11 protein-coding genes are annotated in these 15,011 nt (G+C 44.7%); all 11 read left to right on the forward strand.

Annotation, left to right across the window (positions count from 1 at the left end; genetic code table 11):
- Nucleotides 1-52 precede the first annotated feature (52 nt).
- The 11 genes from LPH68_RS15460 (at nt 53) to LPH68_RS15510 (ending at nt 15,010) form a co-directional block, all read left to right on the forward strand.
- The gene (locus LPH68_RS15460; RefSeq protein WP_151922890.1) at nt 53-2,605 is read left to right on the forward strand and encodes a DUF5686 and carboxypeptidase-like regulatory domain-containing protein; all 2,553 of its coding nucleotides are present in this window, start codon (nt 53-55) and stop codon (nt 2,603-2,605) included.
- Between the two features lie 108 nt (nt 2,606-2,713).
- Nucleotides 2,714-4,003: an inositol-3-phosphate synthase gene (locus LPH68_RS15465; protein ID WP_004300682.1), complete on the forward strand. Its 1,290-nt coding sequence runs from the start codon at nt 2,714-2,716 to the stop codon at nt 4,001-4,003.
- Nucleotides 4,004-4,164: 161 nt separating this feature from the next.
- The gene (locus LPH68_RS15470) at nt 4,165-4,644 is read left to right on the forward strand and encodes a phosphatidylglycerophosphatase A (protein ID WP_004326579.1); all 480 of its coding nucleotides are present in this window, start codon (nt 4,165-4,167) and stop codon (nt 4,642-4,644) included.
- Between the two features lie 14 nt (nt 4,645-4,658).
- Nucleotides 4,659-5,126 carry a GtrA family protein gene (locus LPH68_RS15475; protein ID WP_008644671.1) on the forward strand — a complete coding sequence of 156 codons (468 nt, stop codon included), beginning with the start codon at nt 4,659-4,661 and terminating at the stop codon, nt 5,124-5,126.
- Between the two features lie 103 nt (nt 5,127-5,229).
- The gene (locus tag LPH68_RS15480; protein ID WP_004304216.1) at nt 5,230-5,880 is read left to right on the forward strand and encodes a CDP-alcohol phosphatidyltransferase family protein; all 651 of its coding nucleotides are present in this window, start codon (nt 5,230-5,232) and stop codon (nt 5,878-5,880) included.
- Between the two features lie 123 nt (nt 5,881-6,003).
- Nucleotides 6,004-6,921 carry a phosphatase PAP2 family protein gene (locus LPH68_RS15485; protein ID WP_004326585.1) on the forward strand — a complete coding sequence of 306 codons (918 nt, stop codon included), beginning with the start codon at nt 6,004-6,006 and terminating at the stop codon, nt 6,919-6,921.
- Between the two features lie 108 nt (nt 6,922-7,029).
- Nucleotides 7,030-8,040: a lysylphosphatidylglycerol synthase transmembrane domain-containing protein gene (locus LPH68_RS15490; RefSeq protein ID WP_008644672.1), complete on the forward strand. Its 1,011-nt coding sequence runs from the start codon at nt 7,030-7,032 to the stop codon at nt 8,038-8,040.
- A 133-nt stretch (nt 8,041-8,173) separates the two neighbouring features.
- Nucleotides 8,174-9,346 (forward strand): iron-containing alcohol dehydrogenase, encoded by a 1,173-nt coding sequence (locus tag LPH68_RS15495; protein ID WP_008644673.1) that lies wholly within the window; start codon nt 8,174-8,176, stop codon nt 9,344-9,346.
- Nucleotides 9,347-9,566: 220 nt separating this feature from the next.
- Nucleotides 9,567-12,704: a SusC/RagA family TonB-linked outer membrane protein gene (locus LPH68_RS15500; protein ID WP_117809071.1), complete on the forward strand. Its 3,138-nt coding sequence runs from the start codon at nt 9,567-9,569 to the stop codon at nt 12,702-12,704.
- An 8-nt stretch (nt 12,705-12,712) separates the two neighbouring features.
- Complete coding sequence (locus tag LPH68_RS15505) at nt 12,713-14,272, forward strand: RagB/SusD family nutrient uptake outer membrane protein (RefSeq protein WP_004304210.1); 1,560 nt, start codon at nt 12,713-12,715, stop codon at nt 14,270-14,272.
- 12 nt (nt 14,273-14,284) lie between these two features.
- A complete protein-coding gene (locus tag LPH68_RS15510; RefSeq protein ID WP_004314272.1) occupies nt 14,285-15,010 on the forward strand; it encodes a DUF4843 domain-containing protein in 726 nt (241 codons plus the stop codon).
- The last annotated feature ends 1 nt before the right edge of the window (nt 15,011 follow it).

A 15,011-nucleotide genomic window follows, 5' to 3' on the forward strand; every position in this document is an offset into this window, starting at 1 on the left:
GTCTTGAAATCACTCCTACCTTTGCCCCGCTCAATTCAATAGGATTTAAGGTATGAGATTAATGAAAAAAGGCACATTGACGCTCTTTCTTTTATTGGCTATCAGTATTCCGCTCAGTGCGCAGTATGTGGTACAAGGGGTGGTGACTGATTCTCTGACCAAAGAACCTTTGCCTTATGCATCTGTACGCTTAAAAGACACGACCGAAGGAACTACTACCGGAAGCGACGGACGCTTTTACTTCAAAACCCACCGCTCCGAAGCAGTGCTTGTAATCTCTGTAATCGGATATAATGACTATGTCCGCACCATTCGCCCTGCCCGTAATGCATCCTATAAAGTAGCACTTGCGCCTACCGAATACGCGCTTGGTGAAGTGGTAGTCAAACCCAAACGTGAGCACTACCGGAAGAAAGATAATCCCGCCGTAGAATTTGTCCGCCGCATGATTGAAAGCCGTGACAACTACTCTCCCTACGAGAAAGACTTCTGGCAACGCGAACGTTATGAAAAGACCACCTTTGCGTTGAATAACTTCGATGAAGAGAAACAGAAAAAATGGCTATATCGTAAATTTGATTTCCTGACAGAATATGTAGATACTTCTGCCGTTACCGGTAAACCGATTCTGACGGTATCAGCCCGTGAACTGCTTGCCACAGACTATTACCGGAAATCTCCCCGTTCCGAGAAGCAATGGGTGAAAGGACGCAAACAGGCCGGTGTCGATGAGTTTCTCTCTAAACAAGGGATGCAGGCAGCCATCAATGAAGTCTTCAAAGACGTCGATATCTACGAAAACAACATTTCCCTGTTTACGAATAAGTTTGTCAGTCCCTTGTCCCGTATCGGCACAGGCTTTTATAAATATTACCTGATGGACACGTTGCAGATTGCCGGAGAGCTTTGTGCAGACCTCGCTTTCACGCCTTTTAATTCCGAGTCTTTCGGTTTCAACGGACACCTGTATGTGACGCTCGACTCTACCTACTTTGTTAAACGTGCCGTATTCAACTTTCCCAAAAAGATAAACCTGAACTTTGTAGACTACATGTTGCTCGAACAGGAATTTAAGCGCGCTGAAGACGGCACACGCCTGCTCGATCATGAAAGTATCACTGTTGAGTTTAAACTGACCGAAGGACAGGACGGTATTTTTGCCCGCCGGGTAGCGGATTACAGCAACTACACCTTTACGCCGACTGCTGAAGCCGACAAAGCCTTCACCAAACCCGAACGTATTATTGAAGAGACGGAAGCCCTGTCGCGTCCCGAATCATTCTGGGCGGAGAATCGTCCGCAAGCCGCCATCTCCCAGCAGGAAAACTCGGTAGACCGCCTGATGACACAATTACGCAGTTATCCGGTGTATTACTGGACGGAGAAAGTGCTTTCCATTCTCTTTACGGGATATATTCCCACCTCCAAAGAAGCACCACTTTTCTATATCGGCCCGATGAATGCCACTATCAGCGGTAACACATTGGAAGGCCCCCGTATCCGTGCCGGAGGTATGACTACCGCCTGGCTCAATCCGCACCTGTTTGGCAAAGGATATGTGGCTTACGGGTTTAAAGATGAAAGAGTGAAAGGATTGGCGGAACTGGAATATTCTTTCAAGAAGAAGAAAGAATACGCCAATGAATTTCCTATCCATTCATTGAAATTGCGTTACGAATCAGATGTGAACCAGTACGGACAAAATTACCTGTATACAAGCAAAGACAATGTGTTCCTGGCCTTGAAACGTGAGAAGGATGACCGTATCGGCTATTTCCGGCAGGCGGAGATGACCTATACCAATGAGTTTTATTCCGGCTTTTCTTTCCAGTTGACAGCGCGTACACGGCAAGATGAGTCCTCCTACCTGATTCCTTTTTTAAAGAAAGAAGGAGATACCTACACCCCGGTAAAAGATTTCTCTGTCAGTGCAGCAGAGTTGAAACTGCGTTATGCTCCGAACGAGAAATTCTTCCAGACCCAATGGAACCGTTTTCCCGTATCGTTGGATGCACCGGTGTTTACCTTGTCTCATACCATTGCCGGAAAAGGAGTGTTGGGCAGCGATTACACCTACAATCATACCGAAGCCGGTATTCAGAAACGCTTCTGGTTTTCCGCGTTCGGCTATACGGACGTTATACTAAAAGCAGGTAAAGTGTGGGATAAAGTACCTTTCCCGCTGCTTATCATGCCTAATGCCAACCTTTCTTATACCATCCAACCGGAATCTTACTCGTTGATGAATGCGATGGAGTTTATGAACGATGAGTATTTCTCGTGGGATGTTACTTATTTCCTCAACGGATGGTTGTTCAACCGGGTGCCGTTGTTGAAAAAACTTAAATGGAGGGAAATAGTTTCCTGTCGTGGATTATATGGACATTTGAGCGATAAAAACAATCCGGCTTTGAGCGACGGTTTGTTCGCTTTTCCGATAGAGAACACACAAACAATGGGAAAAACACCTTATGTGGAGGCGGGTGTCGGTATTGAAAACATTTTCAAGGTGTTACGTTTGGACTATATCTGGAGGCTCACTTATCGTGATTCGCCCGGGATTGACAGATCAGGCTTGAGAATAAGTCTCCACATGACCTTTTAAAAGTTAAATCCTGCTAATTGCAATGTTTATATGACAAATAAAGACTGTATTAGTAATTAATTAATCTTATTTTTGCATCAATTTTAGTTTAATTTTAATAGAATAGAAATGAAACAAGAAATTAAACCCGCTACCGGGCGTCTTGGCGTCTTGGTAGTCGGAGTGGGTGGTGCGGTAGCTACCACGATGATTGTAGGTACACTAGCCTCTCGCAAGGGACTGGCAAAACCGATAGGATCTATTACACAGTTAGCCACAATGCGCATGGAGAACAACGAAGAAAAACTCATCAAGGACGTTGTGCCCTTGACGAATTTGGAAGACATTGTTTTCGGAGGATGGGATATTTTCCCGGACAACGCATACGAAGCTGCTATGTACGCCGAGGTTTTGAAAGAAAAAGACCTGAATGGAGTAAAAGAAGAGTTGGAAGCTATCAAACCGATGCCGGCTGCTTTCGATCACAACTGGGCAAAACGTCTGAACGGTACACACGTGAAGAAGGCTGCTACCCGTTGGGAAATGGTAGAACAACTTCGTCAGGATATCCGCGACTTCAAAGCTGCTAACAACTGCGAACGCGTAGTGGTGCTTTGGGCTGCAAGTACTGAAATTTACATTCCGCTGTCTGACGAACACATGTCACTCGCTGCTTTAGAGAAAGCAATGAAGGAAAACAATACAGACGTGATTTCTCCGAGTATGTGTTACGCGTATGCTGCTATTGCAGAAGACGCTCCGTTCGTGATGGGTGCTCCTAACTTGTGTGTGGATACTCCTGCTATGTGGGAATTCTCTAAACAAAAGAATGTACCTATCTCCGGAAAAGACTTCAAGAGTGGTCAGACACTGATGAAAACCGTATTGGCTCCGATGTTCAAAACCCGTATGCTGGGTGTGAACGGTTGGTTCTCTACCAATATCCTCGGTAACCGCGACGGTGAAGTGCTCGATGATCCGGACAACTTCAAGACAAAAGAAGTCAGCAAGCTGTCTGTAATCGACACTATCTTCGAACCAGAAAAATATCCTGATCTCTACGGAGATGTTTATCATAAAGTACGTATCAACTACTATCCTCCCCGCAAAGACAATAAAGAAGCATGGGACAACATCGACATCTTCGGATGGATGGGCTACCCGATGGAAATCAAGGTGAACTTCCTTTGCCGCGACTCTATCCTTGCAGCTCCTATCGCTCTTGACCTTGTGTTGTTCAGCGACTTGGCAATGCGTGCAGGCATGTGTGGCATCCAGACTTGGTTGTCATTCTTCTGTAAGAGCCCGATGCACGATTTCGAACATCAGCCCGAACACGACTTGTTTACACAATGGAGAATGGTAAAACAGACATTGCGTAACATGATTGGTGAAAAAGAACCTGATTACTTAGCTTAATCAGTAACCCCAAATAATAAGTTGAGATTGAGATTTACCATCCTATAAAGACTGGTGGATGCTCAACCTCAACTTTTACTTTTTTATTGTACAAATTCCCCATTCGTTGGGGGACTCGTGACACAACCGACTCGTAGTTTGTAATTAGTAATTAGTAATAAATGAAGCGTCCTCCCTTTCTACCTGTTTTTATAGGCACGGGCTTTGGCTCCGGTTTTTCTCCTTTTGCTCCCGGCACGGCTGGGGCGTTACTGGCTTCTATCATTTGGATTGCACTTTATTTTCTCCTTCCTTTCTCTTGGGTATTATGGCTGACTGCCGCTTTGGTGATTGTATTTACATTCGCCGGCATTTGGGCTGCCGATAAGCTGGAGACTTATTGGGGAGAAGATCCTTCGCGTGTGGTAGTAGATGAGATGGTGGGAGTGTGGATACCGTTGTTGGCTGTTCCCAATGATGACAAATGGTTTTGGTACGTGATTGCGGCTTTTGCCTTGTTCCGCATCTTTGATATAGCCAAACCGTTGGGCATACGTCGTATGGAAAGCCTGAAAGGTGGGGTAGGGGTCATGATGGACGATGTTTTGGCGGGAGTGTATAGTTTTATATTGTTAGTGGGAGCGAGATGGGTGATTGGCTGAAAAAAGTTGCACGGATGATTTCCCAGAAAGGCGGCATCTTCATGTTCTTGAGGGCGCAGCTTTCTGCTCAAATGGCAACTATTGCAGACTTTCTCGTTACGATTCTTCTAGTCAGGCTGTTTGATGTCTACTATGTATATGCTACCTTGGCGGGAGCTATCTATGGAGGAATCGTTAATTGTGTTATCAACTATAAATGGACTTTTAAATCGAAAGGAAAGAAAACACACGTTGCCGTAAAATTTATCCTTGTATGGATTTGCAGCGTTTGGTTAAACACGTGGGGTACGTATGCACTGACGGAATCATTAGCGAAGATTCCCTGGGTACGCGACACGCTTAGCCTGTATTTCGGAGATTTTTTCATTATTCCTAAAGTGGTAGTGGCAGTCATCGTGGCACTGTTCTGGAACTATAATATGCAACGCTTTTTTGTTTACCGGAATATAGATATAAGAAGTTTGTTCGGAAAAAGAAACTGAAAAACGGATTGAAAAGACTGATGAGAAAACGAAAGAATTAGATATATACAGATTGAGAAAACAGAAGATTTAGATAAAAATAGCTATAAACAGATTTAAACAGATGAATTACAGAGATTATTTACAACAGTTGATTTATAAGATTATCAATCCCCTGATACGCGGAATGATTAAAATTGGAATCACTCCTAACTTTATCACCACTACCGGATTTATCCTGAATGTAGTAGCGGCAGGTATGTTTGTATATGCCGGCATATATGGCGGACAGAACGATTTGGCCATTATCGGCTGGGCAGGAGGTGTGATTTTGTTTGCCGGACTGTTCGATATGATGGACGGACGTGTAGCTCGCCTAGGCAACATGAGTTCCAAGTTCGGTGCGCTTTACGATTCAGTACTCGACCGTTACAGTGAATTGATGACTTTCTTTGGTATCTGTTACTATTTATCAATGAAAGATTATTTCCTTTATGCACTCATTGCATTTGTGGCACTAATCGGCTCACTGATGGTAAGCTACGTGCGTGCCCGTGCCGAAGGCTTAGGAATTGAATGTAAAGTCGGATTCATGCAACGTCCGGAACGCGTAGTGCTGACCAGTCTCGGAGCTTTGTTCTGTGGCGTTTTCAAAGATATCACCGTTTTCGAACCAATCCTGATTATGATTGTTCCTCTGGCTTTTGTTGCCCTGTTTGCCAATATCACGGCATTTGCTCGTGTGAGACATTGCTACAAAGCGATGAAAGAATGAATTAATTTATTGTTGGACGATTTACTATTTACATCGTACATCCTAAATAGTACATCGTAAATAGTCCAATAGTAAATAGTCTAGTTGTCTAATCAAAACATTATAATGATAAAGAATATTCAAATGCCGTCGAAGAGAGAAGCCCTGACTGTGACAGTCATTATGGCTCTTTTCCTTTTGCTGACAAGTATCTTCATCGGGCTTCGTTCCGAGCACCTGTTAATGGCGGTACTCTATTTAGTTTTATTTTTTGCCGGATTACCTACTCGTAAGTTGGCTGTGGCCCTGTTACCTTTCGCCATTTTTGGAATCTCGTATGACTGGATGCGTATTTGCCCCAACTACGAAGTGAACCCGATTGATGTGGCCGGACTGTATAATCTCGAAAAGTCTCTTTTCGGAGTAATGGATAATGGTCTTCTGGTTACTCCTTGCGAATACTTCGCTGCACACAACTGGCCGATAGCGGACGTTTTTGCCGGAATCTTCTACCTTTGTTGGGTTCCCGTTCCCATCCTGTTCGGTCTTTGCCTGTATTTCAAGAAGGAAAGAAAAACCTACCTTCGCTTTGCGTTAGTATTCTTGTTTGTCAATTTGATTGGTTTTGCCGGTTATTATATTCATCCGGCCGCTCCGCCTTGGTATGCCATCAACTACGGTTTCGAACCGATATTAAACACACCGGGTAATGTTGCAGGATTGGGACGCTTTGATGCATTCTTCGGAGTAACCATCTTTGATTCTATCTACGGGCGTAATGCTAATGTTTTTGCGGCAGTGCCTTCACTGCACGCGGCCTATATGGTAGTTGCATTGGTGTATGCCATTATTGGTAAATGCAGGTGGTATGTGGTTACTCTTTTCTCTATTATCATGGTCGGCATTTGGGGAACAGCTATTTATTCATGCCATCATTATATCATTGATGTATTACTTGGCATCTCTTGCGCGTTAATCGGTTGGCTGGTATTCGAATACATATTGATGAGAATCCCGGCGTTCAAAAGATTCTTCGAAAGATATTATACGTATATAAAGTAAGATTATATGTGAATAAAGTGAGATATATACCCATACAAAAAGCAAGTATATACTCATATAAAAGCAGATATATACCCATATAAAAAATAGATATAAGTCTCACAAATAGTGAAGAACAAGTACCGTAATATATTTCTCGCTTTTGGTATCATTGCCGTTCTGATAATGATATTCACTTTTGATATGGATTATCAGGAGCTTTGGCTGAATTTGAAGCGTGCAGGGGTATATTTACCTTTGGTTTTGTTGCTATGGCTGTTTGTCTACCTTATTAATACAGTATCGTGGTACATCATCATCCGTAGTGGTGGTAAGACGGGGTTTTCATTTGTCCGGCTCTACAAATTCACAGTAACAGGTTTTGCGCTTAATTACGTGACTCCTGTTGGGCTGATGGGAGGCGAACCATATCGTATTATGGAGCTGAAACCCTATATAGGAATAGAACGCGCCACCTCTTCCGTGATTCTTTATGTGATGATGCATATCTTTTCCCACTTTTGCTTTTGGTTAAGTTCAGTGTTGCTTTACGTTTGTCTCTATCCGGTGGGGTGGATGATGGGGATAATCTTAGGAGCTATTACTGTCTTTTGCTTGCTGATTGTTATTCTTTTTATGAAAGGCTATCGGCAGGGGATGGCTGTGGCTTTTGTCCGTATGGGTGGTCGTATTCCTTTTCTGAAAAAGAAAGTATTTCATTTTGCAAATGCGCATAAAGAGAAGTTGGAGAATATAGACAAACAAATTGCCCTTCTCCACCAACAAAAGAAACAAACCTTTTATAGCGCCCTCTTACTGGAATATATCGCCCGTGTAGTCAGTTGTCTTGAAATATGGCTGATACTGAACGTGCTGACCACCCATGTCAGCTTTGCCGACTGCTGCTTGATTGCGGCTTTCTCTTCTTTACTTGCTAATCTGCTGTTTTTCCTGCCTATGCAATTGGGAGGTCGTGAAGGTGGCTTTGCCCTCGCCGTAGGCGGCCTTTCCCTTTCCGGAGCTTACGGAGTCTATGCCGCTTTGATTACCCGTGTACGCGAAATGGTCTGGATTGTAATCGGACTTGTACTAATGAAAGTAGGAAATTTTAAACAATCAAAAGAAAGATATTCTGCTTAAATTTATAACTTTGTCTGATCTATAAAGACTCTTATGAAGGGCTCTATAAAAGAACTTATAGAAAAACTTGTCAAAGGAGTTCTATTTGGATCTATAGAAAAGACTGACGAAAAGACCTATAAAGAAAACGACAATGAATAATTTTATCTTTTACAGCCCTACTGAATTCGTGTTCGGTCGGGATACGGAAGCGCAGACCGGAGTGTTAGTACAGAAATACGGTGCACGCAAAATAATGATTGTTTATGGTGGTGGCTCTGTGATACGCAGCGGATTATTGGCTCGTGTTGAGAAATCATTGCAGGAAACAGGTATTCCCTATTGTATGCTGGGCGGTGTACAGCCTAACCCGATAGACACGAAAGTGTATGAAGGAATCGACCTCTGCCGGAAAGAAAACGTAGACATGATGCTCGCCGTTGGTGGTGGCTCTGTGATTGATACGGCGAAAGCCATTGCAGCCGGAGTTCCTTACAACGGAGATTTCTGGGATTTCTACATCGGAAAAGCCATTGTGACGAAAGCATTGAAAGTAGCCGTTGTGTTAACGATTCCTGCTGCCGGAAGCGAAGGTTCCGGTAACACCGTCATCACGAAAGTCGATGGCTTACAGAAATTAAGCCTCCGTGCTCCCGGTGTATTGCGTCCTGTTTTTGCCGTGATGAACCCCGAGCTGACCTACACACTTCCTCCTTTCCAAACCGCCTGCGGCATTGCCGATATGATGGCACACATCATGGAACGCTATTTCACCAACACGAAAGATGTAGAAATAGGCGATCGCCTGTGCGAAGGTACACTGCTTGCCATCATCAAAGAAGCAACCACCGTCATGAAAGAACCTGAAAACTACGGAGCCCGTGCCAATCTGATGTGGTGCGGAACGATCGCCCACAATGGAACCTGTGGTGTAGGTTGTGAAGAGGACTGGGCTTCCCACTTCCTCGAACATGAAATCAGCGCCATCTATAACGTGACTCATGGTGCCGGACTCTCCGTAATCTTCCCTGCCTGGATGACATGGATGACAGAACACAATGTGGATAAGATAGCCCAATACGCCATCCGAGTGTGGGGAGTGGCAGAATCAGACGATAAAAAGGCGGTAGCCCTTGAAGGAATTTCCCGTCTGAAATCCTTCTTTACTTCCATCGGCCTGCCTGTGACCTTCAAAGAACTTGGCATTGAGAATCCCGACATCGACCGCCTTGCAGATAGTCTGCACCGGAATAAAGGTGAATTGGTAGGCAACTATGTCAAATTAGCGAAACAGGACAGCAAAGAGATATACCGTCTGGCATTATAAAAAAAACAGATATAACCGACAGCTGCATCATTTGCCTTTTGATAGAGGATAAATGATGCAGTTATTCTTTTTGCTATTGATTAATACCTAAACAGAAGCAAAAAGATTTTGCTTTAATTATATTTTGGTATAATAGTTGTGTAAAATACCTAAAATTCGTGATTGCTCCGTCTATCATATAAGAATACTTTTGCGGGTGTAATAACTATATATATCCGTTATGCAAAAGCTAAATTCCGGGGCTTTGAATAGAATCTTATTGTTTGTATACATTTTATCACTATCTACTAATGCAATAGCCCAAAACAAAAATAATTCAAAAGAGACATATCTTCTTCCTCCACACGGAAATTATGTTTATGGCCGGGTGATTGAGAAACTCTCTAAAGAACCGATGGTAGGAGTGACGATTCGTTTGGATGGTCATTCTACTGGTGTAATTACCGATATAAACGGTTGCTATGTATTGACCCTGCCCGAAAAAGGCGGTCTGGTTATCTATTCTTACATCGGTTTTGAAACCCGTAAAATCAAAGTCACTTCCCGGCAGAAAGTCGATGTGCAGATGGTAGAAGCTACCGAAAGTATTCAGGAAGTGATTGTAACCGGCTATAACTCCATACAGAAAGAAAGTTTCACAGGAAATACCACAAAGATAGAGAAAGAAGACCTGTTAAAAGTCAACCCGAACAACCTGATTTCGGCCATTCAGACTTTCGATCCCTCTTTCAGAATACAGGAGAATCTGGCTGCTGGTTCCGATCCCAACAGCCTGCCTCAATTCGTCTTGCGTGGTCAGACCGGTATCGGAGAAACGACACTTGGGCAGACCTCCACCTCCTCCATTTCGCGGGAAGTGCTAAGCGGTAATTCCAACCTGCCTATCTTCATACTGGACGGCTTTGAAGTCGATGTAGAAAAGATATACGACCTCGATATGAATAGCATCCACAGCATCAATATCCTGAAAGATGCTGCCGCCACTGCCATGTACGGTTCACGTGCGGCCAACGGAGTAATTGTCATTGAACGGCGTGCGCCCGAAGCCGGAAAGTTCCGTGTACAGTATTCCGGAGTACTTTCTGCCGAACTGCCGGATTTATCCTCCTACAATCTGATGAACGCCCGTGAGAAGCTGGAAACCGAACGCCTGGCAGGACTATATGACAGCAACACCCCGGAAATAGACCCCTATACCAACGGTTACTACCAACGACTCAATAATGTACTGACAGGTGTCGATACCTATTGGCTTTCTCAAGGACTACGCACGGCTCTGAACCATAAGCACTCCGTTTTCATAGACGGTGGAGAAAACGACGTGCGCTGGGGAGTGGAACTGGGATTCAGAGGAACGGAAGGAGTGATGAAACACTCTTCCCGTAAGAATGCCAATGCCGCTTTTTATGTAGACTACCGCATTGGCGGACTACAAATAAAGAACAAAGTGACCTACACTTATAACAAAAGTACAGATGTCCCCTTCAATTCATTCAGCGATTACTCCCATTTACTTCCTTATATGCGTCTGTATGATGAAAATGGCGATTATGTGCGCCGTCTCGAAAAGTTCGACGGGGCTAGCGGCACACAAGTAAATCCACTGTACGAAATCAACTTCTACAACAGCTTCGACCATTCCGGTTATGATGAAGTAACCGATGATCTTAGTCTGAATTGGCGTATCACCGACGGTCTGCGTCTGCGCGGTCAGTTTTCCGTCCTGATGAGAAATTCTACCGGTGATCTGTACAAAGATCCCGCATCGGCCAGTTATTCAGCCAGTACAGGCAACATCAATGGTGAAAAAACAGAATCCACACAAAAGAGAACAGTGATAGACGGAAGCCTGTCACTCATGTACAACAATACCTTCAAGGGACACAATCTCAATATCTGCTTGTCCTCCAACATGAGACAAACGCAGAGCACTGCTTCCGAAACACGTTACCGGGGATTTCCGGGTGGCGACCTTGTCTCTTCAAACTATGCGGCAGAAGTATACGGAAAGCCCAGCAGCTCCGATAATACCACCCGCTTGGTAGGAGCCTTGCTCACTTCCAACTACACCTACAACAATATCTATCTCGCCGACCTTACAGGACGTATCGACGGTTCTTCCGAATTCGGTTCCGATAAAAGATGGTCCATGTTCTGGTCAACAGGAGCAGGAATCAACATTCATAATTATGATTTTATGAAGTCGAATGAACTCTTTTCCATGTTGAAGTTCCGTGTCTCCTACGGACTGACCGGAAAGACCAACTTCTCCCTCTATTCGGCCAAAGATATGTATCAGCTGCAAACAGACAGCTGGTATCCCACAGGCTACGGTGTATTCCTCTATCAGATGGGAAATCCGAACCTGAAATGGGAACGTAAATACACCCTCGACTATGGAGTTGAAATCGGACTGTGGCACGATAAAATCTATCTGAAAGCCTCTGCCTACGACGAGCGTACCATCGACCTGATAACCGATTATACCATCCCTTCCTCTACCGGATTCACCTCCTACAAAGAAAACATGGGAAAGGTGAAAAACACCGGCGTCGAACTGGAACTGCGGGCACGACTTTACAGTGACAGAAACTGGCTCTTCCAGCTCTACGGCAGCTTTGCAAGAAACAAAAACACGATTATTGAAATCTCCCAGGCAATGCGCGACTATAATAAAAGAGTGGAAGAACTGTTCAGCGGATATAACCCCGAAAGCAGCTCCGATTCAAAATATGCTAAAACATACCTGAAATATTACGAAGGAGCCTCTCTGACCTCTATTTACGGGATGAAGTCATTGGGAATCAGCCCCACAAACGGCAAAGAAATCTACCTTCGCCGGAATGGTGACGTTACCGATGTATGGTCTGCCGACGAATGGACCATTATTGGCGATACAGCTCCCAAGGGACAAGGCTCATTCGGTTATACCCTGTCCTATAAACAGTTATCCATGTTTGCTTCTTTCCTCTATACTTTTGGTGGAGATGCTTACAACAATACCCTCGTCTCCTATGTAGAGAATGCCGACATTAAAAATGACAATGTAGATAAGCGGGTATTGCTCGACCGTTGGCAGAAACCGGGAGACATAACCACCATGAAAGATATTCGTGACCGTAATGTCACCACCGGCGCATCTTCGCGTTTTGTACAGAAAAACAATACCCTGCAATGGAGTTCATTGACAATGAGCTACAATTTCCGTCCCGAACAATTAAAGAAACTCCATCTGTCCGGCCTGCGTCTTTCGTTCACGATGAACGACCTGTTCTATTGGTCTACCATCCGTCAGGAACGGGGACTGGATTATCCTTATTCGCGTTCATTCAATCTGACTACTAACATCATATTCTAACCATACAAATGAAGAAACTAATCAGCCATATACTAATAGCCCTGACAGGAATGTTAGCCGTTTCCTGCAATGCCTGGCTGGACGTAACACCAGAAAATGCGATAGCCGACGACGATCTGTTTTCCACCGGTTTCGGCTACCGGAATGCCCTGAATGGTATCTACACCAATCTGGCGTCCGACGAACTTTACGGTAAGCAACTAAGCTGGGGATTCCTTAGTGCCATCTCCCAGCAATACAATCAAAAGGCGGGAACCATCTCTCCGATGTATGCCGACGCTTCCGAACTTATCTATAACACGGTCGACACCGAACCCGTCGTGACAGCTATCTGGGAAAAAGGCTATAAAGTGATAGCCAACCTGAACAAGCTCATCGAGAACATCCGGCCCACGGACATCTCTTTGTTCGAATACGGAGAAGAAGAGAAAAACCTCATTTACGCCGAAGCCTTGTCATTAAGAGCCATGATGCATTTTGACCTACTTCGCTTGTTTGCTCCTGCAACGGCAACCAATCCTTCGGGCGCCTATCTTCCTTACCGCGATAAATACGAAGCCGCAGTGGTAGAAAAATGTACCGTTACCGATTTTATCGAGAAAGTCCTGAAAGACCTGCTCGAAGCGGAAGACATTCTGCGTAAGTTTGACACCGAATACCATCCCGAAGCGATGTACGCTTCACAAATGTACGAACCTACTCCCGAATGGAATGCCCGCTACCGCTTCAACTCCGGTTCCTATATAGACGATATGGGAGCATTCTTCTGGTATCGTGGCATCCGCTTCAACTATCTGGCATTGCTGGGGTTGAAAGCCCGTGTCTGCATCTATGCCGGTCCTGCCTACTACAAGAATGCCGAGACAGCCGCCAAAGAACTTTACAACACCTATTACCAGCAGAAACGGTGGATAGGCTTTACAGAAGGAGAGAACATTACCTGCAATCTCAATTCCCGATATACAAAAGTCTCCCACGACATATTGTTCGGCTTGTACAAGAAACAGCTGGCTACGGATTATGAACAGGCCGTATGGGGCTCTTCCTCTTCTTCGTCAACCACCCGTTTGCCGTTGGCAAATATCCCTTCCCTGTTTGCTTCGGACAATACGGGCGTATATACCGACTATCGGCTCACCTACCTGATCGGGACTACCAATGAAACCCAGTCGAAGTATTACACACTGAAGTATAACCCTTCCGTAGAATCAGTAGTAGAAGCAATGGAGAATCCGATGATACCAGTGATCCGGTTCAGTGAAATCTGTCATATCCTGGCGGAGATCAGTAGCTATAATGGCAAGATAACCGAAGGAATCAACTACCTCGAAACAGTTCGAAAAGCCCGTGGAGCTGAACGTACCCTTAGTCTGACAGTCAGCACCCGTGAACAACTGGATGCCGAAATACTGCTCGATATACGGAAAGAAATGATAGGCGAAGGTGGAACCTTCTACACCTACAAACGGATGAACCTCTCCACCGTGCCCGATTCCGACGAGGAAGGAGAAATCAACATGACAGGTTCTTATGTACTTCCATTGCCTACCAGTGAAACAACCAACTAATGCCCGGATAAGATGAAACGAATATTGACATATACCATCTTCTGCCTGCTGTTCGTTCTCACCTCTTGCAGTGAAGAGCAGCTGGACGTTTATAATGGAGACAATTACGTCTATTTTACTTACATGAGCGATAAGTCTCCACAGAAAATAACATTCAACTTTGCTACAGATGCACCCTTGCTTCGAGAAGGAACCGTGAAAGTGAAAATGACACTTCTTGGCTACCTGCTCGAAGAAAATGCCACCTGTGATATTTCCGCAGTGGGAGAGAAAAGCACCGCCCGTTCCGGCATCGACTATGCCCCTTTGACCTCCGGCATCTTCCATAGCGGACTGGCGGAAGACACCTACGAAGTCACCGTCTATCGCAATGAAGACCTGCTCAACACAGACTACACCCTTACCCTTTCACTGGATGCAGTGGAAAACTGTCTGGTGGGTCCGGCAGAATACAAACACGTCACGATTCAAGTGACCGACCGGATTTCCCAACCTGTTTGGTGGAACCAGAGTTCGGCAGCCAATCTGGGTACTTATTCGGATATGAAATACCGTGTTTTTATCATTTTCATGGATGGTGAGATACTCGAATCATTGGATAAATACACCGGTATTGAGTTTGTCAACCTGATAGCCGACTTCAAGGCCTGGTGGAAAGACCAGTGGCAGCAAGGCAATTACCAATATTATGATACAGACGGAGTGACACCGCTGTATGAAACCATTCTCGATAACTGAT

The sequence above is a fragment of the Bacteroides sp. 1_1_30 genome (assembly GCF_020982715.1).
Taxonomy (GTDB): Bacteria; Bacteroidota; Bacteroidia; order Bacteroidales; family Bacteroidaceae; genus Bacteroides; species Bacteroides xylanisolvens.

What these genes read in the sequence shown, in the direction of transcription:
- LPH68_RS15485 (WP_004326585.1), top strand. Translation starts at nt 6,004, where the DNA reads ATGCCGTCGAAGAGAGAAGCCCTGACTGTGACAGTCATTATGGCTCTT.
- LPH68_RS15505 (WP_004304210.1), top strand. Translation starts at nt 12,713, where the DNA reads ATGAAGAAACTAATCAGCCATATACTAATAGCCCTGACAGGAATGTTA.
- LPH68_RS15495 (WP_008644673.1), top strand. Translation starts at nt 8,174, where the DNA reads ATGAATAATTTTATCTTTTACAGCCCTACTGAATTCGTGTTCGGTCGG.
- LPH68_RS15510 (WP_004314272.1), top strand. Translation starts at nt 14,285, where the DNA reads ATGAAACGAATATTGACATATACCATCTTCTGCCTGCTGTTCGTTCTC.
- LPH68_RS15460 (WP_151922890.1), top strand. Translation starts at nt 53, where the DNA reads ATGAGATTAATGAAAAAAGGCACATTGACGCTCTTTCTTTTATTGGCT.
- LPH68_RS15500 (WP_117809071.1), top strand. Translation starts at nt 9,567, where the DNA reads ATGCAAAAGCTAAATTCCGGGGCTTTGAATAGAATCTTATTGTTTGTA.
- LPH68_RS15475 (WP_008644671.1), top strand. Translation starts at nt 4,659, where the DNA reads ATGATTTCCCAGAAAGGCGGCATCTTCATGTTCTTGAGGGCGCAGCTT.
- LPH68_RS15470 (WP_004326579.1), top strand. Translation starts at nt 4,165, where the DNA reads ATGAAGCGTCCTCCCTTTCTACCTGTTTTTATAGGCACGGGCTTTGGC.
- LPH68_RS15480 (WP_004304216.1), top strand. Translation starts at nt 5,230, where the DNA reads ATGAATTACAGAGATTATTTACAACAGTTGATTTATAAGATTATCAAT.
- LPH68_RS15465 (WP_004300682.1), top strand. Translation starts at nt 2,714, where the DNA reads ATGAAACAAGAAATTAAACCCGCTACCGGGCGTCTTGGCGTCTTGGTA.